16 protein-coding genes are annotated in these 17,194 nt (G+C 34.0%); 13 read left to right on the top strand and 3 right to left on the bottom strand.

Translation table 11 applies throughout. From position 1 onward, the window contains the following. Window positions 1-26: 26 nt before the first annotated feature. On the bottom strand, window positions 27-155 hold the full coding sequence (locus CIB95_RS16540; RefSeq protein ID WP_269845013.1) for a hypothetical protein: 129 nt from the start codon (window positions 153-155) through the stop codon (window positions 27-29). A gap of 151 nt (window positions 156-306) precedes the next feature. On the opposite strand from CIB95_RS16540, the gene selB reads away from it, so the two are divergent. Genes selB through phnC form a run of 5 tightly spaced genes read left to right on the top strand, consistent with a single transcriptional unit; the run spans window position 307 to window position 5,689 of the window. After that, entirely contained in the window at window positions 307-2,226 is a 1,920-nt protein-coding gene (selB, locus tag CIB95_RS12950) for a selenocysteine-specific translation elongation factor (protein WP_094925803.1), read from the top strand. Continuing rightward, on the top strand, window positions 2,204-3,229 hold the full coding sequence (locus CIB95_RS12945) for a glycosyltransferase (protein ID WP_094925801.1): 1,026 nt from the start codon (window positions 2,204-2,206) through the stop codon (window positions 3,227-3,229). Before selB ends, CIB95_RS12945 begins: the two co-directional genes overlap by 23 nt. 13 nt (window positions 3,230-3,242) lie before the next feature. Next, window positions 3,243-4,121, top strand: coding sequence for a phosphate/phosphite/phosphonate ABC transporter substrate-binding protein (phnD, locus tag CIB95_RS12940; protein ID WP_094925799.1), 879 nt, complete (start codon window positions 3,243-3,245; stop codon window positions 4,119-4,121). A 6-nt stretch (window positions 4,122-4,127) separates the two neighbouring features. Beyond that, window positions 4,128-4,886, top strand: coding sequence for a phosphonate ABC transporter, permease protein PhnE (phnE, locus tag CIB95_RS12935; RefSeq protein ID WP_094925797.1), 759 nt, complete (start codon window positions 4,128-4,130; stop codon window positions 4,884-4,886). Continuing rightward, complete coding sequence (gene phnC, locus CIB95_RS12930; RefSeq protein WP_094925795.1) at window positions 4,886-5,689, top strand: phosphonate ABC transporter ATP-binding protein; 804 nt, start codon at window positions 4,886-4,888, stop codon at window positions 5,687-5,689. Before phnE ends, phnC begins: the two co-directional genes overlap by 1 nt. Window positions 5,690-5,702: 13 nt before the next feature. Here phnC and CIB95_RS12925 read toward each other — a convergent pair whose 3' ends face one another. Further along, window positions 5,703-6,050 (bottom strand): DUF4260 domain-containing protein, encoded by a 348-nt coding sequence (locus tag CIB95_RS12925; RefSeq protein ID WP_094925793.1) that lies wholly within the window; start codon window positions 6,048-6,050, stop codon window positions 5,703-5,705. A gap of 270 nt (window positions 6,051-6,320) precedes the next feature. Here CIB95_RS12925 and CIB95_RS12920 point away from each other — a divergent pair, with 270 nt between their 5' ends. Continuing rightward, entirely contained in the window at window positions 6,321-6,710 is a 390-nt protein-coding gene (locus CIB95_RS12920; RefSeq protein ID WP_094925791.1) for a nuclear transport factor 2 family protein, read from the top strand. A 122-nt stretch (window positions 6,711-6,832) separates the two neighbouring features. Here CIB95_RS12920 and CIB95_RS12915 read toward each other — a convergent pair whose 3' ends face one another. Beyond that, window positions 6,833-7,321 carry a DinB family protein gene (locus CIB95_RS12915; protein ID WP_094925789.1) on the bottom strand — a complete coding sequence of 163 codons (489 nt, stop codon included), beginning with the start codon at window positions 7,319-7,321 and terminating at the stop codon, window positions 6,833-6,835. 166 nt (window positions 7,322-7,487) lie between these two features. Here CIB95_RS12915 and CIB95_RS12910 point away from each other — a divergent pair, with 166 nt between their 5' ends. The 7 genes from CIB95_RS12910 to CIB95_RS12880 all read left to right on the top strand — a co-directional run bounded on the left by CIB95_RS12910 (window position 7,488) and on the right by CIB95_RS12880 (window position 17,181). Next, window positions 7,488-8,006, top strand: coding sequence for a sigma-70 family RNA polymerase sigma factor (locus tag CIB95_RS12910; RefSeq protein WP_233144136.1), 519 nt, complete (start codon window positions 7,488-7,490; stop codon window positions 8,004-8,006). Continuing rightward, window positions 7,999-9,399: a DUF4179 domain-containing protein gene (locus CIB95_RS12905; RefSeq protein ID WP_158217636.1), complete on the top strand. Its 1,401-nt coding sequence runs from the start codon at window positions 7,999-8,001 to the stop codon at window positions 9,397-9,399. The genes CIB95_RS12910 and CIB95_RS12905 overlap by 8 nt, the downstream gene beginning before the upstream one ends. A gap of 133 nt (window positions 9,400-9,532) precedes the next feature. Continuing rightward, window positions 9,533-10,798, top strand: a complete 1,266-nt coding sequence (locus tag CIB95_RS12900; protein ID WP_094925783.1) for an ATP-binding protein — start codon at window positions 9,533-9,535, stop codon at window positions 10,796-10,798. 12 nt (window positions 10,799-10,810) lie between these two features. Then, a complete protein-coding gene (locus CIB95_RS12895) occupies window positions 10,811-11,521 on the top strand; it encodes a DNA alkylation repair protein (RefSeq protein WP_094925781.1) in 711 nt (236 codons plus the stop codon). A gap of 58 nt (window positions 11,522-11,579) precedes the next feature. Then, window positions 11,580-12,776 carry an MFS transporter gene (locus tag CIB95_RS12890; protein WP_094925779.1) on the top strand — a complete coding sequence of 399 codons (1,197 nt, stop codon included), beginning with the start codon at window positions 11,580-11,582 and terminating at the stop codon, window positions 12,774-12,776. A 158-nt stretch (window positions 12,777-12,934) separates the two neighbouring features. Next, entirely contained in the window at window positions 12,935-14,092 is a 1,158-nt protein-coding gene (locus CIB95_RS12885; protein WP_094925777.1) for an exonuclease SbcCD subunit D, read from the top strand. Further along, entirely contained in the window at window positions 14,089-17,181 is a 3,093-nt protein-coding gene (locus tag CIB95_RS12880) for an AAA family ATPase (protein ID WP_094925775.1), read from the top strand. The genes CIB95_RS12885 and CIB95_RS12880 overlap by 4 nt, the downstream gene beginning before the upstream one ends. Window positions 17,182-17,194: the final 13 nt, after the last annotated feature.

Raw genomic sequence — 17,194 nt, 5'->3', positions numbered from 1 at the left:
CGCAAGGTTTCTTGCATGGCATTTTTTTATACGTTTTTTTCTGTAGATGAAGTGTTTGGTGGGTTACTTGAACGAGATTTTGGATTTGACTCATTTGCATGCTGCACAGCTTGACTTAATTTCTTACTCATTCCACCTTGTTTTTGCTTTGCCATTAGTAATTCAACTCCTTTTATGTAAAAACTTCTCAACATTATAATGTCCCGAACTGCAATTAATTATTGCTGAAATGCTTATAACTTGAAATAGATAGTAATCTTTGCGTAAAGTAAGGGATAATAGGGAAAAGTTGAAGAAGGTGAAGAAATGAGCCAACGTTTTTATACAGTTGGAATGGCCGGTCATATTGATCATGGTAAAACGTCATTAACTAAAGCATTAACAAATGTAGATACCGATCGTTTAAAAGAGGAAAAAGAGCGAAAAATTACAATTGAGCTCGGATATGCACCTTTTGATTTAGGAGAACTGAAAGCATCTATAATAGATGTTCCTGGTCATGAAAGATTCATTAGGCAAATGATTGCTGGTGTAGCTGGAATAGATTTAGTTCTTCTTGTTATTGCTGCAGATGAAGGTGTCATGCCGCAAACGAGGGAACATTTACAAATCCTCACCTATTTAGGTATTAAAGAAGGGATTATTGTTGTAACAAAAGCAGACAAAGTCGAGGAAGATTTTTTACCTCTAGTAAAAGATGATATTGCAAGTGTTGTAAGAAACACTATTTTTGAAAAAAGCGATGTCGTTTTCGTAGATAGCATTTCTCATAAAGGTATTGATGTTTTAAAGAGTAAAATTAAAGCAAAGCTAGAGGACATTCCTGTAAGATCGTCAATTGGAGATTTCCGTTTCCCTATTGACCAAGTTTTCACACTTCAAGGTAAAGGGACCATTGTTCGGGGGACGGTTTATGAAGGATCTGTTTCTGTTGGGCAGCAACTTCAAGTATTACCTAGTGAAAAAGCTGTGAAAGTGAAAAATATTCACGTACATAATCAAGAAGTTGAAAAAGCGTTTGCAGGGCAACGGGCTGCGATAAACGTAAGCATTGCTAGAGAAGAGATAGAGCGCGGTGATGTGCTCGCTTCAAGCTTAGCTATCCCACATACTAATACGCTTGATATCGTGCTTACATCTTCAGATGAGTTAGAGCTTCCTTTAAAACAACGTACACCAATTAAGTTCCATTCAGGAACAGCAGAAGTTATGGGTAAAATTGTTTTCTTTGATAGAAATGAACTAAAAGCTACTGAGGAAGAGGTTCTGTGCCAAGTCCGCCTTGACGAACCTATTGTTATTAAACGTGGCGACCGTTTCGTTTTAAGAAGACCTTCTCCAACTGAGACAATTGGTGGTGGATGGGTAATTGACCCATACGGAGATAAATATCGATTTGGGCAAGATACAGTCAAAATGTTAAAGCAAAATATGGAAGGTACACCAAAGGAACGTGTATTATCTGTCTTGAATGAAGAAATAGTAAGCATAAAAGAAACGTTAACCCAACTAACATCTATTGCTGGAGAAGAGCTTGATCAGCTGTTAACTACATTATTAAAAGAAAAGGATGTAATTTGTTATGATGATAAATTCTTTACGTCAAAGCAAATATACAATCAATTAGTAGAAGATATAAATAAAGTGTTAGCAATTTATCATGAAAATCATCCGATGAGATATGGGATGAATAAAGCGGAGATTATTAGTACGCTCCATTATCCGAAAAGGCTGATTGAAGTTATCATTGAAGAATTAATAGATAATGGTGAGTTGCAAAAAACGCATCAATATATCAGCACCACATCTCATCTCCCAAAAGTTCCAAAACAGTGGGATACTAGAGTTGCTAATGTCGTTACGACAATAAAAGAAGCTGGCATACAAGTAGAGAAATGGGACTCTTATTTATCAAATCAGCAAATACCTGTATCCATGCACCAAGAGCTAAAACGCTATGTATTAGAGACTAGTCAGCTAATAGAGTTAGAAGAGAATATGCTTGTTCATAGAAGTTCTTATAATCTAGCTGTACAAACACTCTTTGAAAGTACTAGTGGAAACCCTTTTACAGTGCAAGACGCAAAGTCAGTTTTAAACCTTTCCCGAAAAGGAATTATCCCACTTCTAGAATCGTTAGATAAATTAGCGATTACGAAAAGGATCGACAACGAACGTCATTGGATCAAAAGGCCGGTGAAAAATGAACAACAAAGAGCGACTTAAAGTAGGATTTTTAACGCCATATTTTCATAATGTTAGGGGCAATGCTACGACTGCCAAGCGAATAGTATCAGGTTTAGAAAGTGTAGGGGTAGAGGTTGTTGTTTTTGCTTATGAAGAAGAAGAGTTTACATCAGATATTGAAACGAGACTTAAGTCATGTGATGTTCTACATATTTTACACTTTTATCGTTTTGCAAATTGGCAAATGAAGCACCATTTTCAGTTAGAAAAGCCTTATGTTATGACGAGTGGTGGAACTGATATTAATCACGACTTGTTTGACAATTCGAAAAGGCTTATGATGGAAAGCATCATTAATAATGCTAGTGCAATTACAGTGTTTACAGATGATGGACTACAAAAAGTTGAGAAAGCTTTTCCTACCACAATGGGAAAAATTTCAGTAGTACCACAAAGTGTTTGGTTTCCACCTTCTACTAATGAAGATCACTTAGATCTACCAGATGGGTTTCCGAAGCTTCTTTTGCCTGCGGGATTACGTCCAGTAAAAGATGTTTTATTTTTAATGGATATTTTAGTAGAATTAAAAAAGGGTTTTCCAAAACTGCAATTTATTCTTGTAGGCACTATACTTGATGATAAAGTCTATGAACAAGTTAAGGCTGTTGAAAAGCGTTATCGATGGGTGAAATTTTTGCGAGATGTTCCACTGGAAATGATGCCGGCTTTTTACAAATGGTCAGATGCAGTTTTAAATACATCAATATCTGAAGGGCAGTCCTCAGCAATTTTAGAAGGCATGTACTTTAATAAGCTAATTTTTGCTAGAAAAAATGCTGGAAATGTAAGCGTAATTACAGACAATGAAAATGGTTTTCTGTATGATAGTTCTGTAGACTTTTACCATCGCATACAAAAAGTACTATTATCAGTGAATAAAGAAAAACAAATTGCTTTAAATGGGAAGTTCTATGTAGAAAAGAATCACAACCATAAAGTAGAGATAGAAAAATATACTCAGCTTTATAACAAAATTACTTGAGGTGAAAACAATCATGAGAAAAAGTTTATTAGCATTATTAGTATTATTATTTACGGTTGCATTAACTGCTTGTGGAGGAGAAGACGAAAAAGTATTTAAAATCGGCGTTATTCCTGCTCAAACGGAAGGTGAAATGGAAGAAGCAATGAATAAGCTAAAAGCGGAATTAACAGCTAAATTAGATAATTATGACACTGTCGAATTAACTGTTTATCCTGACTATAATGGTGTAGTGGAAGCAATGAACTACGATAAAATAGATATGGCATTTTTCGGTCCATTAACTTATGTTATTGCTAATCATCAAAGTAACGCAAAGGCAATCGTTACGCAATTAATTAATGATCAGCCTTTCTATCATTCTTACATGATTACACATGTTGATAACAAATGGAACTCTATTGAAGACATGATTGCAGATGTCGAAAATGTTCGCTTTGCTTTTGGTGATATTAGTTCAACGTCGGGTTCATTAATACCTTCAATTGAATTAAAGGATCGTGAAGTATTTGTATCTGAAGATGAGTACAGCTTTAAATCAGTTCAATATACAGGTTCACATGACGCAACAGCGTTAACGGTTCAAAATAAAGGTGTCGATGTTGGAGCAATCGATAGTGCGATTTACGATGCATTAATTGCTTCTGGTGCAATCGATGGCGATCAGTTTAAAATCATTTGGAAATCTGCTCCGCTTTTCCAATACCCATGGGCAGTTCATGAAAATACGGATGAAGACACAATTAAACGTTTACAAGAAGCGTTTGTAAATATTAAAGATCCAGTAATATTAAAAGCTTTTGGTGCTAGTGGGTTCACTACAGCTACTGACGCTGATTATGAAGCAATTCGTAAAGCTGCGATTGATCAAGGAGTAATTGAAGGGGAGTAACAACCCATGACTTGGTTTACAAAAAAACATATGTATCAACTAATTGTGCTGATTGTCTTTACGGCAATCGGCCTTTATTATACAGAATTTGATATAAGAAAATTTAAAGATTTTCATAATATGATTGATTTTTTAGAACGTTGGATATGGCCGAAATGGGAACTTTTCCCGAAACTTGCGAAAGAAAGTATTGTGACTCTTTCCATAGCTTTTATTGGTAGTTTTTTTGGGTTGTTAATCGCCTTGCCACTTAGCTTTATTGCAGCAAAGAATACAAGCCGATTCAAGTTTGTTTACCAATGGATGCGCATTTTCTTAAGTTTTTTGAGGTCTATACCCGAGATTGTTATTGGACTTGTCTTGTTGACTGTTTTAGGATTAGGTCCTTTCCCCGCGGTTCTGGCAATTGTTATACATAATATCGGGGTGCTAGGAAAACTTATTTCTGAATTAATTGAGGCATCAGACGAAGGGCCTCATGAAGCAATGAAGGCAGTAGGAGCTGAAAAATCTATTGCAGACGTCTTTGCAATTTTACCTCAAATTTGGCCAAACGTTCTATCCCATTACTTTTATCGCTTTGAAGTAGCGATTAGAACGTCGCTAATCCTAGGTTTTATTGGAGCTGGGGGAATTGGTCAGCAATTATTCAATCATTTTAAAACATTTCAATATAAAGCGGTCTCGATGGATGTGTTATTAATTATGTTATTAGTAATTGCAGTTGATTTTTATGGTAGTCGTATGCGAGAAAAGGTGATTTAATGGAACATCCAACAATAAAAATTGATAATCTCTCCGTTTCCTATTTTAATAATGACGATTATGCATTGGACAATATTAATTTGGAAGCAAACGACGGTGAATTCATTTGCATTCTCGGAAAAAGTGGATCAGGAAAATCAACGCTTATTCGTTGTTTGAATGGTCTTATTCAACCTACAAAAGGGGCGGTTTGTTACAAAGGTAAAAACCTCCTTTGGTTAAAAGATGAACAATTACGTAAAGTTCGCCGTGAAATGGGTATGATTTTTCAGCAATTTAATTTAATTCCCCGCTTAACGGTTTCCCAAAATGTATTAACAGGTATGTTTGGTTATCGAAGTAAGTGGAAAAACTTTTTAGGTGTTTTTTCTGAAGAGGAAAAGCAGCAAATGGAAAATGCTCTTAAGCTAGTGGAATTAGAGTCGTTTAAAAATAAACGTGTAGAAAAGCTAAGTGGTGGACAAAAGCAACGTGTTGGCATTGCTCGTGCATTAGTGCAACGCCCAGAAGTTTTTTTAGGCGATGAGCCGGTGGCTAGTCTAGACCCTGGAATTTCTGAAAAAATATTTCAACTAATCAAAAGAGTCCATGATGAACATAAATTGTTAACAATCATAAATGTCCATGACGTTACACTAGCGAAACGCTTTGCTACTCGCATTATTGCTCTGAAAGATGGAAAAGTAATATTTGATGACAAGCCACATTTGTTAACAAATGAAGTTATTGGCGAATTATATGATATGCAGGACACAAAAATAGAATCTCAAGATTTAAACATTATTCAAAATGCTAAGGACTAGTCCTTAGCATTTTTTAGATTTTGTTAATATGTGTATCTTTAAAATCAGTTGTGTATTTTAGCCCATATCCAATTGCTCGATCTATACCAATATGAGCAGTCCAAATGATTGATATTGAGAGAAGAAAATCGTTATTCAGTAGAAAACCAATGAACAGTAAAAATAATGGAAGCGAATAAGTGTGAAAAGTGTTATAAATCATTGCGCCTATCTTTTTTGAGTGAATATAACCAAGCATACCAATGTCAGGAACAAATAGTAAAAGAAAGAACAGGGTCCAGTTGAAGTCAAGTTCATAATAAATTCCAAAAGATATTAAAAATACTACCAACCCTTCTAATTTAATGAAATTTTTTACCATTTTATTAACCTCCTTTTATTTAAATAATTGGCTCTATTAGCTATGATTGTTGATATTTAAAAATAGGGCGGCGACTCCAGCGGAAAAAGCAACAGCTGAAGACCCTGCAGAGCGAGGAACGAGGTCGAAGAGGCTGAAGCGTTGCCCGCGGAAAGCGTCCGCCTGAAGCTATTCGAAATCAACAAAATCTTTAACAGAGCCACATAATTAAAAAATAATGCTAAAAAATCAATTGAAAGCATAAATCTAATTAACAAAGTGGAGAGGAGCATGGATGTGGATTATGTATGTGCGTTAAAAAAGATTTACGACTCATTTAGTGTATTAAATTTCGATGCAGTAACGGAATTGCTTCATGAAGATATATACTGGCGTGAAGCAATTGGCACAGACCAAGAAGCATCCATTCTAGGGCTCAACGAAGTAAAGAAACATGTGTTAAGTCAACTTCCAATCTTTTGGGAGAGGTTTGATATTATTCCAATAGAGTTCATTCAAGCTAATGAGATTGTCGTAGTTACAACAATTTATGATATAAAAGAAAAACTATCACAAAAAAGATTTTCGACAGGTGCAGCTCATATTTGGAAGTTTAAAGATAACAAGGCTATTGAACTTCAAACTTTTATTAACACTGTAAGTGAAAAAATTAATACTTGAGATAATAAAAAGAACATTTCATAATTGCGAAATGTTCTTTTTTCTAGACAGACTAAGGTTGAATTTAAAAAACAATCTTTTGGAAAACAGCATTCAAATAAATAAAGAAAGCTAAAAAGTTTTTACCCTTTTACCCAAATGTCCTCTACTCCGAGCGCCCTCTTAATAGCAATAATCGTTCCACGGTGTGTCCCTTCGTGCCAAAGCGCAAAGTTTAAGACTTCAGCTAACGAATCAAGTTGGACAACCCCTAAATTAAAAGGTTTTTCCCCTTGTTCATTTAGTCGCCCTGTAAAAGTTTCTTTTATTCTTTTCTCTTGTGATACTAACTTCTCTTTCAGCTCTTCTAAAGTGGGCGGCTTATCTTTCCAATCAGCAGGTGATGTGTTGAAATGAAACATGTTAAAATAATCATCAGAGATTTCTGGCTCTTCCCCAAGGTGCGAGTATAATAGATTATCAAGTGAAACATAAATATGCCCAAGGTTCCAGCGGATATTATTATTAAATCCAGTTGGTATTTGGTCTGCCAGTTCCTCAGTCGTAGATTCTAGTAACTTAATTGTTTGGAAACGGACGAACTCTAGTTGTTTATATAATTGTTTTTCCATCTTTAATACCTCCAGACTATACTATCCTAACAATATATTATTTTGCATGGACAAGTGAAATACCTTTATTAAATAAAAATAAAACTAAAAAAATGAAAAATAATTAAAACCAAAATCGATAGAGCACTGTCTAATGGTTAGAAAGCGAACGAAGGGAGAGAGAAAATTGGAAAATGAAATACTACTAGTAAAAGCACAACGGGGTGATGATGAAGCGTTTTTTCTATTAATCTCTTCGAATAAAGAGCAACTTTATCGAATTGCTTTTTCTTATTTAAAAAATGAAACTGAAGCACTTGAAGCAATACAAGAAGTGACATTTCGTGCATATAAGGGAATAAAAAAATTGAAAGAAGCGAGTTACTTCAAAACGTGGCTCATTAGAATAATGATAAATTATTGTATTGATGAACAAAGAAAAAGAAAAAGATTAGTTTTTACGGAGAAGGAAGTAGCCACTAAAAATGAAGATAATGCGACGAATATTGCCATGCAGGATGCAATATACAAGCTAAAAGCAAACTACCAAAAAGTGATTGTTTTAAAATATTATGAGGATTTAACTGTGCAACAAATTGCGAGTGTGCTAGAAAAACCTGAAGGTACGATTAAAACGTGGTTACATAAAGCATTAAAACAGTTAAGAGCTATACTTGAAAAGGATGGTGAGAAGTTTTATGTATAATCACGAAGATGAAAAATTAAAAGAAATTAAACGAGAAAACGATAACATTAAAATTCCTGATGACATTGATTCATACATCCGAATGGGAATAGACAATGCAAAGAAAAAGAAGAAGATATCAAGTAATTTACGAATCGCTACACTTGCTGCGAGTATTCTTTTAGCCACACTTATAACAAGTGCAAGTCTTTCACCGGCGTTTGCTAACTATTTAAAAACTGTACCAGGTATAAGTGCTTTCTTTGAACTATTAGGAGGGGCAGATAAGGGGATAAGAGAAGCTGTCACAAATGACTATATACAAGAAATTGGCGTTTCCAACACAGTAGATGACCAAACATTTACGGTCGATCACATTATTTTTGATCGTTCACGAATGATTATTTTTTACACCTTTGATTTTGGCCAAGACTATATACCAAATGAAAATTACTTCCTCCGCCCTAAGATCTTAAACGAAAATGGAGAAGGATTAAGTGCAGGGATATCATGGGGAGGTATGTCAGGGGAAAAAAATATTAAAAAAGGCCGGATAGAAGTTTCAAAATACAATTCAGATTTGTTCCCAGATACATTAACAATTCAAGTGCAAATCGAAAAATATTTTGAAGAAAGCAAAGAGTACGGCTTGGTAAATGACCGAACTTTTTCCGTATCATTTTTTCCTAACAAGGAAAAGTACTTTTCGATGGAAGAAGAAGTTCTCTTAAACGAAAAAGTTTCGATTGAAGGTTTTACATTTAACGTTGACCGTGCAGTTATTTATCCAACGCAAATTGCAGTTTTTTTCTCAGGACTAGATCAAAATTCGCTCGAACTATTATCGTTTCATGATTTTCGTTTAGTTGATGAAACAGGAGAAGAATGGAATTTTATATCTGGACATGGTTCTGGTGAAAAGACCTATACGATGTACTTTGAAAGTAATTTCTTTAAAAACAGAAATACTCTATCCTTAGAGGGAAGTACAATTTCTGCTTTACCTAAAGAAGATTTATTAGTTGCAATTGATGTAAAAGAGATGAAACTATTGAAACAACCAGATGACCGAATCTCATTTGATGGAATAGAGCCATCCTATTTTGAGGAAGATCAAATGAGTTTAGAATTCTCCCTTACTTTAAATGAAGATGATCCGAATCCATCTTACTTTAGTTTTGTTGGTCACTTAATGGAAGAGGATGGTAGTATGATGTTAGATGAGGAAGGAAATCATGTGGACTATGTAGGTTCGCAAGGGTCTCGATATGATGAGAGAATTGATGGAAATCATATCGCTTATGCTAGTATTGATATTGATAAGTCTGTTCTTGATAAAGAAGAGGTAATCTATCTAAAGCTTTCGAACTATCCTAATTATTTCACTCAGCCATTTTCTATTAAAATAAAATAAAAAAAACAAATCGCTAAGCTAAATAGTTGCTTAGCGATTTTTTAATTGTTATGCCTTCTTTTTTCAATTATGATAGTAAGGATAGGATAATCATCTTACATAATATTACAAATAAAGTGGTGAGTTACAACTAATGTCAACATTTCTAGATTTAATAAAGCCATTAATTATTAATTATACAATTATTATTGCTCTTACATATACGGTTAATATGTTCATTCCATTTAATGGGGTTGATAATCAAACATTAAAAGAAACAATCTATTATGCTTTTTTAGGTAGTTTTGGAGGAATTTTATGCTTGTTTTTCCCAATAGAAGTACTTGGAAATACTAACTTTGATTTTCGGATGGTTTTTATAATAGTAGTTACTCTGTATAGTGGAGTTTTATCTGGATTTATTACCTTTTCAATAATATCCATTGCAAGGGTGGTATTAGTTGGTGGAGAGTTCGCCTTAATTGGAGTAATTGTTAATGCAATAGCACTTCTTTCAGCACTATTATTTCGTAAAGCCTATGCCAAGAAATCAAGCGTTTTTAAAGTAGGTACATATATTTATCTGTTATATACTACTGGAGTCCTTATCACCATATATTTCTATATACCATTTTTAAGTGTAAATTTTTATATCATATACTTTACCCTTTTCTACTTAACTTTTATGATGTTATTAGTAATAACAGAGAAAACGATACAGATGAATGAAAGAGCAAGCGAAGCCATTTATTTAGAAAAGCTTAAAACAGTTGGAAACATGGCTGCTGCATTTGCCCATGAAATTAGAAATCCACTAACAACTGTTAGAGGGTTTGTGCAATATCTTAATGAAGGTGAAAACCATAAAAATTTAAAAGACCATGCTCCAATCATTTTGGAAGAGCTCGATCGAACCAATAAAATTATAACGGATTACTTATCTTTAGCAAAACCTAGTAAAGTATCTTATGAAACGCTAAATTTAACTGATCTAGCTGAAAATACAATACGATTGCTACAACCAATTGCAAGCTATAAAAGTGTAAACTTAAGCGTAACAAATAAAAGTAATCAGGATGTTTTTATTAATTCAGATAAAAACTTCTTGCAACAATGTATAATTAACATCGTGAAAAATGCAATTGAAGCTGTGGATGAAAAAGGAACTGTCATTGTAGAAATAATGAGAGAAAATGATAATGCCATTGTTGAAATAAAGGATAATGGAGAAGGTTTAACGAAAGAACAATTAAAAAAGATTGGCTTACCTTTTTATACAACAAAATCAAAAGGAACAGGACTTGGAACAATGGTCACTAATCGCTTAATTGAACAGCTAGGTGGTTCTATCAAATATAAAAGTGTAAAAAATAACGGTACGGTTGTTCAGATCTCATTACCCATAGTTATAAGTAAATAAGGAGGCATACCTATGACGCTTGAAGAAATGATGGATAAACTCGAACAACTTGGCTCTGAGCAAACGAAGAAAACATTTATGAACCACGGAGCTAAAGAACCTTTTTATGGAGTGAAAGTGGGAGACTTAAAAAAGCATTTAGTAAAACATGTAAAAAAAGATCAAGAGCTTGCCAAAGAACTTTATCGAACGGGGAATTCTGATGCGATGTATTTAGCAGGCTTAACTGTTAACCCAAAACTAATGAGTAAAGACGAGTTACAACAATGGGTAAAGAATGCTTATTGGTACATGCTTTCCGAATATACGGTTGCCTGGGTAGCAGCTGAGAGTCCCTACGCTTTAGAACTAGCTCGTGAATGGATTGATTCAGAGAATGAGCAAATAGCCACAGCAGGGTGGAGCACGTATGCAAATTACCTTTCAATTACACCGGATGAAGAATTAGATATAAACGAAATTAGAGAACTGCTAAACCGAATTGAAGAGACAATTCATGACGAAAAAAATCGTGTGCGATATACAATGAACGGTTTTGTCATTGCGGTTGGCTCCTTTGTCAAAGCCTTGCATGAAGAAGCGCATATTGTAGCTGAAAAAATAGGGAAAGTTCAAGTGGACGTTGGTAATACAGCTTGTAAAGTTCCACTAGCTCGAGATTACATTCAAAAAGTAGAAGCTAGAGGCAAAGTAGGCGTTAAGAAAAAAACGTGTATTTGCTAGTAAACGGACTGCCCCATCATTGAGGGCAGTTTTTTAAATGAAAATTGGAGATTAGAAAATGAATAAACATACATTAGCAAGACATAATATTAAACTATTATTTTGGGCGAATATTTTTGGAACAGTTAGTTTTCTGCAACCCGTGTTAACACTGTTCTATATAGAAAGAGGATTATCGGAGACAAATATTTTATTTGTAATGATTTTTTGGAGTGCGGGTGTTTTGCTGGGTGAAGTTCCTACTGGAATCTTTGCAGATAAATTTGGCGCAAAAGTTTCATTTATTACAGGTGCGACAGTAAAGTTCTTCTCGATAAGCATCCTCCTGTTAGCATACGAACCGTGGCTCTTTTTTCTCAGTAGTATCTTATTAGGTTTATCGGCATCATTCTTTTCTGGTGCTGATGAAGCGCTCATTTATGAGTCTTTAAAGCTATCAAACGAACAAAATAAAATGGATAAAGCGATGGGTAAAATACAGTCAGCAACTTTTATTACGATGACAGTTGCGGTAATTATTGGTTCTTATGTAGCTAAAGATTTAAAGGAAGATCAATTTATATTTTTAATATTACTTGGTTTAGCATTCCAATTAGTAGAAATCATTTTATTGTTTTTCGTTAAAAATCCAACGAAGGCAACCGATTATAAAGAAAATCCTTTTGTACATGTTAAAGATGGTATTAGAGCGATTAAACAAGAGCCACAATTACTATTCATGTTTTTAAACTTAACAATAGTTTTTATCCCTGCAGCGGCTGTTTTTGAAAAGTTTGATCAATTGTATTTATCAAATGCTGGTTTACCAGTAGCATACATCGGCATAGCCTATGCTGTATCCGGTATTATTGGGTTTATTGCTTCTATTTCAATAGGGTGGCTAACTGGATTATTTTCAAGGTATTGGCTCTTTTATGGAACGGGTATCTTTTCTGCTCTATTATTGTTTGTTGCTGCAAAGGTAGAGGATTCATTATTAATTGCTTTAGTTGTTTTCTTATTTTTACGTTTTATTAAAGCTATTCGATATCCAATCTATTCACAATTAAGTAATGACCTAATCCCTTCAAATGTTCGGGCTACGACAATATCATTATTATCAATTATTGATTCATGTTTTGATTTTCTAATTTTCGGAACCATTGCTAGTTTTGCTTATTTAGGTGTTCCTACAATCTATTTAGCTTGTGCAATTATAGCTTTATTCGGTACAATCATCCCAATTAAAAGAATAAAGAGACGAAGTGCGATATAATATAATAATAGGGAGTTGTCTAAGTTAGATGGACAACTTCCTATTTTGTTCTAAATGGTAAATAATGGTTTATGTTATGATGTTATTAGACAACTAATATACAAAAAGATTAATAGATTACTATGAAAGATAAATATAAATTAAGGACGGTGCTAAAAGTGAAAATATTTCATACTGCTGACTGGCATTTAGGAAAATTATTGCAAGGTGTGTATATGACAGAAGATCAAAGGCATATCTTACTTCAGTTTATCGAAGAGATTAAAAACGAAAAACCTGATGTTGTTATTATCGCAGGTGATTTATATGACCGTTCAATTCCAACATCCGAAGCGGTTGATTTACTGAATGACATGCTAGGCAAAATTGTCTTAGAACTAAAAACACCAGTACTCGCTATTGCTGGAAATCATGATAGTCCTAGAAGACTGGAATTCGGAAGTAAAATGATGAGCTCCGTTGGTTTTCACATTGCAGGCAACTTAAGCGCAACATTCTCACCAGTTATTTATAACGATGAGCATGGAGAGGTTCATTTTCACTTAATCCCTTATACTGAGCCAAGTTTAGTCAAGCATGAACTAGGATTAGAAGATATTAAAACTCACAATGATGCGATGGAAGCAATTATCGCAAAAATAAATGAACAAAAAGATAAACAGGCGCGTCATGTCGTTGTCGGGCACTGTTTTGTTACACCAACTGGAGAAAAAAGAGAGAATACGAGTGATTCTGAACGACCACTATCAATCGGTGGTGCAGAACATGTTAGTGCAGCACATTTTACTGATTTTCACTATACAGCCTTAGGTCATTTGCACCAAGCGCATCACGTGAAACATGAAAAGATTCGCTATGCAGGTTCCCCGTTAAAATACTCTGTATCAGAAGAAAGACATAAGAAAGGTTTTCTTATTGTTGAGCTTGATAAAAATGGGGAAATAAATGTAGAAAAACGATTCCTTCAAGCTAAAAGAGATATTCGGATTGTCGAGGGATTAATGGAAGACATTGAAAAACATGAACAAAATGAAGATTATGTATTTGTTAGACTCTTAGACGAAACACCTGTTATTTCACCGATGGAGAGAATACGTGCGGTATATCCAAATGCAATGCATGTAGAACGTAAATCTTCGAGAATTCATTTGCATGAAGAGCAAGAAAATAAAGAAAAAAGAGCAAATATGGACCAACAATCTTTATTTAAGTCATTTTATAAAGAAGTAAAAGGAACGGAGCCTTCAGAAGATACACAAAGCCTATTTTCAGATGTTCTTCAAGAAATGCTGGAAGTGGAGAGTGAGCGAAAATGAGACCAATAAAATTAGTAATGACTGCATTTGGACCTTATAAAAAGGAAGAAACGATCGATTTTAGAAAACTGAACGAAAACCGTTTATTTGTCGTATCAGGGAAAACGGGAGCTGGAAAAACGACAATCTTTGATGCAATATGCTTTGCATTCTACGGTGTAGCGAGTGGGGAAGACCGAAGTGAAGCGAAAATGCTTAGAAGTCAATTTGCAGATGATGATACGCATACATCTGTATATATTGAATTCGAATTAAAAGGTAAAACATATTCTGTCCTTCGTCAATTAGGACATGTGAAGGAAGGAAACAAAAGTGCTACTGGTGAAAAATTTGAATTTTATGAGCTTACTGGTGACGAAGTAATACCGATGTGTGAAACATTTAAAGTGACATCTGTTAATCAAAAAATTGAAGAGACAATAGGATTAACAAAAGATCAATTTAGTCAAATTGTAATGCTTCCACAAGGGGAATTCAGGAAGTTATTAACTTCAAAAACCGTAGAGAAAGAGGAAATATTAAGACGTATTTTTAAGACAACGGTTTACAAAAGTATTGTCGAAAAAATGAATGAACGTAGAAGAAGCATGCAAAGTGAATATGAAGCTCAAATTAAAGAGAGAGACGTTCATATTAATAATGCAAAAGCATCCTTGCCACCTCGAGAAGGTTCATTGCTTGCTGAGATATTCCAGCAAGACCAATTCAATTCTCACCAAGTTCTAGAAGCACTTAAACAAGAAATTGAATTTTATAAGAATGAAAAGAAGAAGCAACAATCTTTACTAGATATAGAAGTAGATAAGTTAAAGGTAGTGACAGAATCACTCCATCAAGGAGAAACAACTAATGGTCGTTTCCAACTATTGGAAGAAAAGCGAAATGAAAAAATAAAGCTTGACGATATGAAACCTGAAATTGCTGAATATGAAAAGAAACTTACATTAGCAGAAGAAGCTAATCGAATCGAGCCATATGAGCAGCACCTTAATGAAGCAGAATCAATCTTAAAAGAGAAATCTAGTAATTTTCAGGATAAAAAAGAAGAAGCAGAACAAGCAAAACAGAACTTACAATCCAATCTTAATGAGTATAAAAAAGAAGAAGCTAAAAAAGAAGAACGAGAGCAAATAAATAAACAGATAGATCACTTACAACAATGGATCCCTGTAGTAGAAGGATATGAAAACAAGAAATTAGAAGTAGCTAATTTAGCAACAGAGTCTGAGAGTAAAAACAAAGCTCTGCAAGTAATAGCAAATGGTTTAGAGGCAAAAGTAAAGGAAAAAGAGAAGCGAAAACTATTTATTAAAAACTTAGAAGATAAACTAAAGGGTTTTAATGAAAAGCAAGAAGCCTTATTGAATATGCGAGACCAAGGAAAAGTATTGAAGAAATATATGAGCCTTGAAATGCAGCAACAAAAACTTGAAGCTGATAAAAAAGAGCTAAGTGAGAATTTTGAAAGAAGTAATAATGTGTATAAAGATCTAGAAATACGATGGGTGGAAGGGCAAGCTAGCATATTAGCAAAACATTTACATGATGGAAAAGAATGCCCTGTTTGTGGAAGTGTCGATCACCCGAAAAAAGCTATAGAGGCTTTTGACATTCCATCTAAAGAAATGCTCGAAAGAAAAAGTAGTGATCGTGACGAACTGCAAAATCAATTATCTAAGGTTAACGCAAACCTTGACGCAGTCTTTACGCAAATCTATGAATGCAAAGAAGAAGCAAAAGCGTTAAACTTCCAGATCGAAAATGCAACGGTACAATATGATGTACTAGTTGATGAAGGTAGAAAACTTAAAGAAAAAGTTCAAGAACTTACTAATGATCAAAAGGAACTATCAAAACAAAAGGATTTATTACATGAACTAGAAGTTGAAATTGATAAAAGACATCTGGAAAAAGAAGAACTTATTAAAATTACGAATGAGCTTAAAAGTAAACATACAATAGAAAAATCCCTTCTTAAACAAAGTATCGCAAATATTCCAGAACAATTACGGTCACTATCTGAGATAAATAAAAAGTTGAATGAATTACATGTAAATAAAGATAGGCTTGAAAAGTCTTGGGAAAACGCGCAAAAAGCTTTAGAGAAGGCTAGAGAAATTAAGACGACTGCGGAAACTAATCTTAATAATGCAGTGACTTCGTTAAAAGAAGCGGAAGAAAAGTTAGAAAGAAGCAAGAAAACGTTTAATGATGCTCTAGATAAGTCAGGTTTTAAAGAAAGAGAAGAATATAAACAAGCGATAATAAGTGAAGAGAATAGAATTAAACTTAAAGAAAAAGTTAGCACGTATGTTACAGATTATGCAACTGTGAAAAAACAAATCAACGAGCTTGAGGAAGAATTAAAAGAGAAAAATCTAGTAAATATTGCTGAACTAAAAACAGAAGTTAATAATCAAACTGAAAAAGTTGAGCAAAAGCGAACCGAATTGCAGAAAGTTTCCAATTTCCTCGATCGAGCGATAGAAGCAGATAATCGAATAAAAGAGACTAGTGAAAATGCGATGAAAACGGAAAAAGAGTATCAACTAGTTTTGGATTTGTATGATGTTATTCGCGGGAATAACGATAAACGAATCTCATTTGAGAGGTACTTGCAAATTGAATTCCTCGACCATATTATCCAAATAGCAAATGAACGACTGAAAGGTTTATCTAACGGACAATTTAGCTTAGTGCGTAGTGATAGAATTGAAAAAAACAATGTTCAAAGTGGATTAGGTTTAGATGTATATGATAACTATACAGGTCAAATCAGGGATGTGAAAACATTATCAGGTGGAGAAAAATTTAATGCTTCCCTATGTTTAGCATTAGGTATGGCAGATGTTATTCAAGCATATGAAGGTGGAATCTCAATCGAAACGATGTTTATCGATGAAGGATTTGGCTCATTGGATGAGGAGTCTTTAACGAAAGCAATTGATACATTAATTGACTTGCAACAAACTGGAAGAATGATCGGTGTAATTTCTCATGTGCAAGAATTAAAGCAAGCGATACCTGCTATTCTTGAAGTGAATAAAACAAAAGAAGGTTATAGTAGCACATCTATTCATATTAGATAGAGTTACAAAGAAC

The sequence above is a fragment of the Lottiidibacillus patelloidae genome (assembly GCF_002262935.1).
Taxonomy (GTDB): Bacteria; Bacillota; Bacilli; order Bacillales; family SA5d-4; genus Lottiidibacillus; species Lottiidibacillus patelloidae.
The sequence above is the reverse complement of the archived record's forward strand: the minus strand, read 5'-3'. Positions and strand labels throughout refer to the sequence as shown.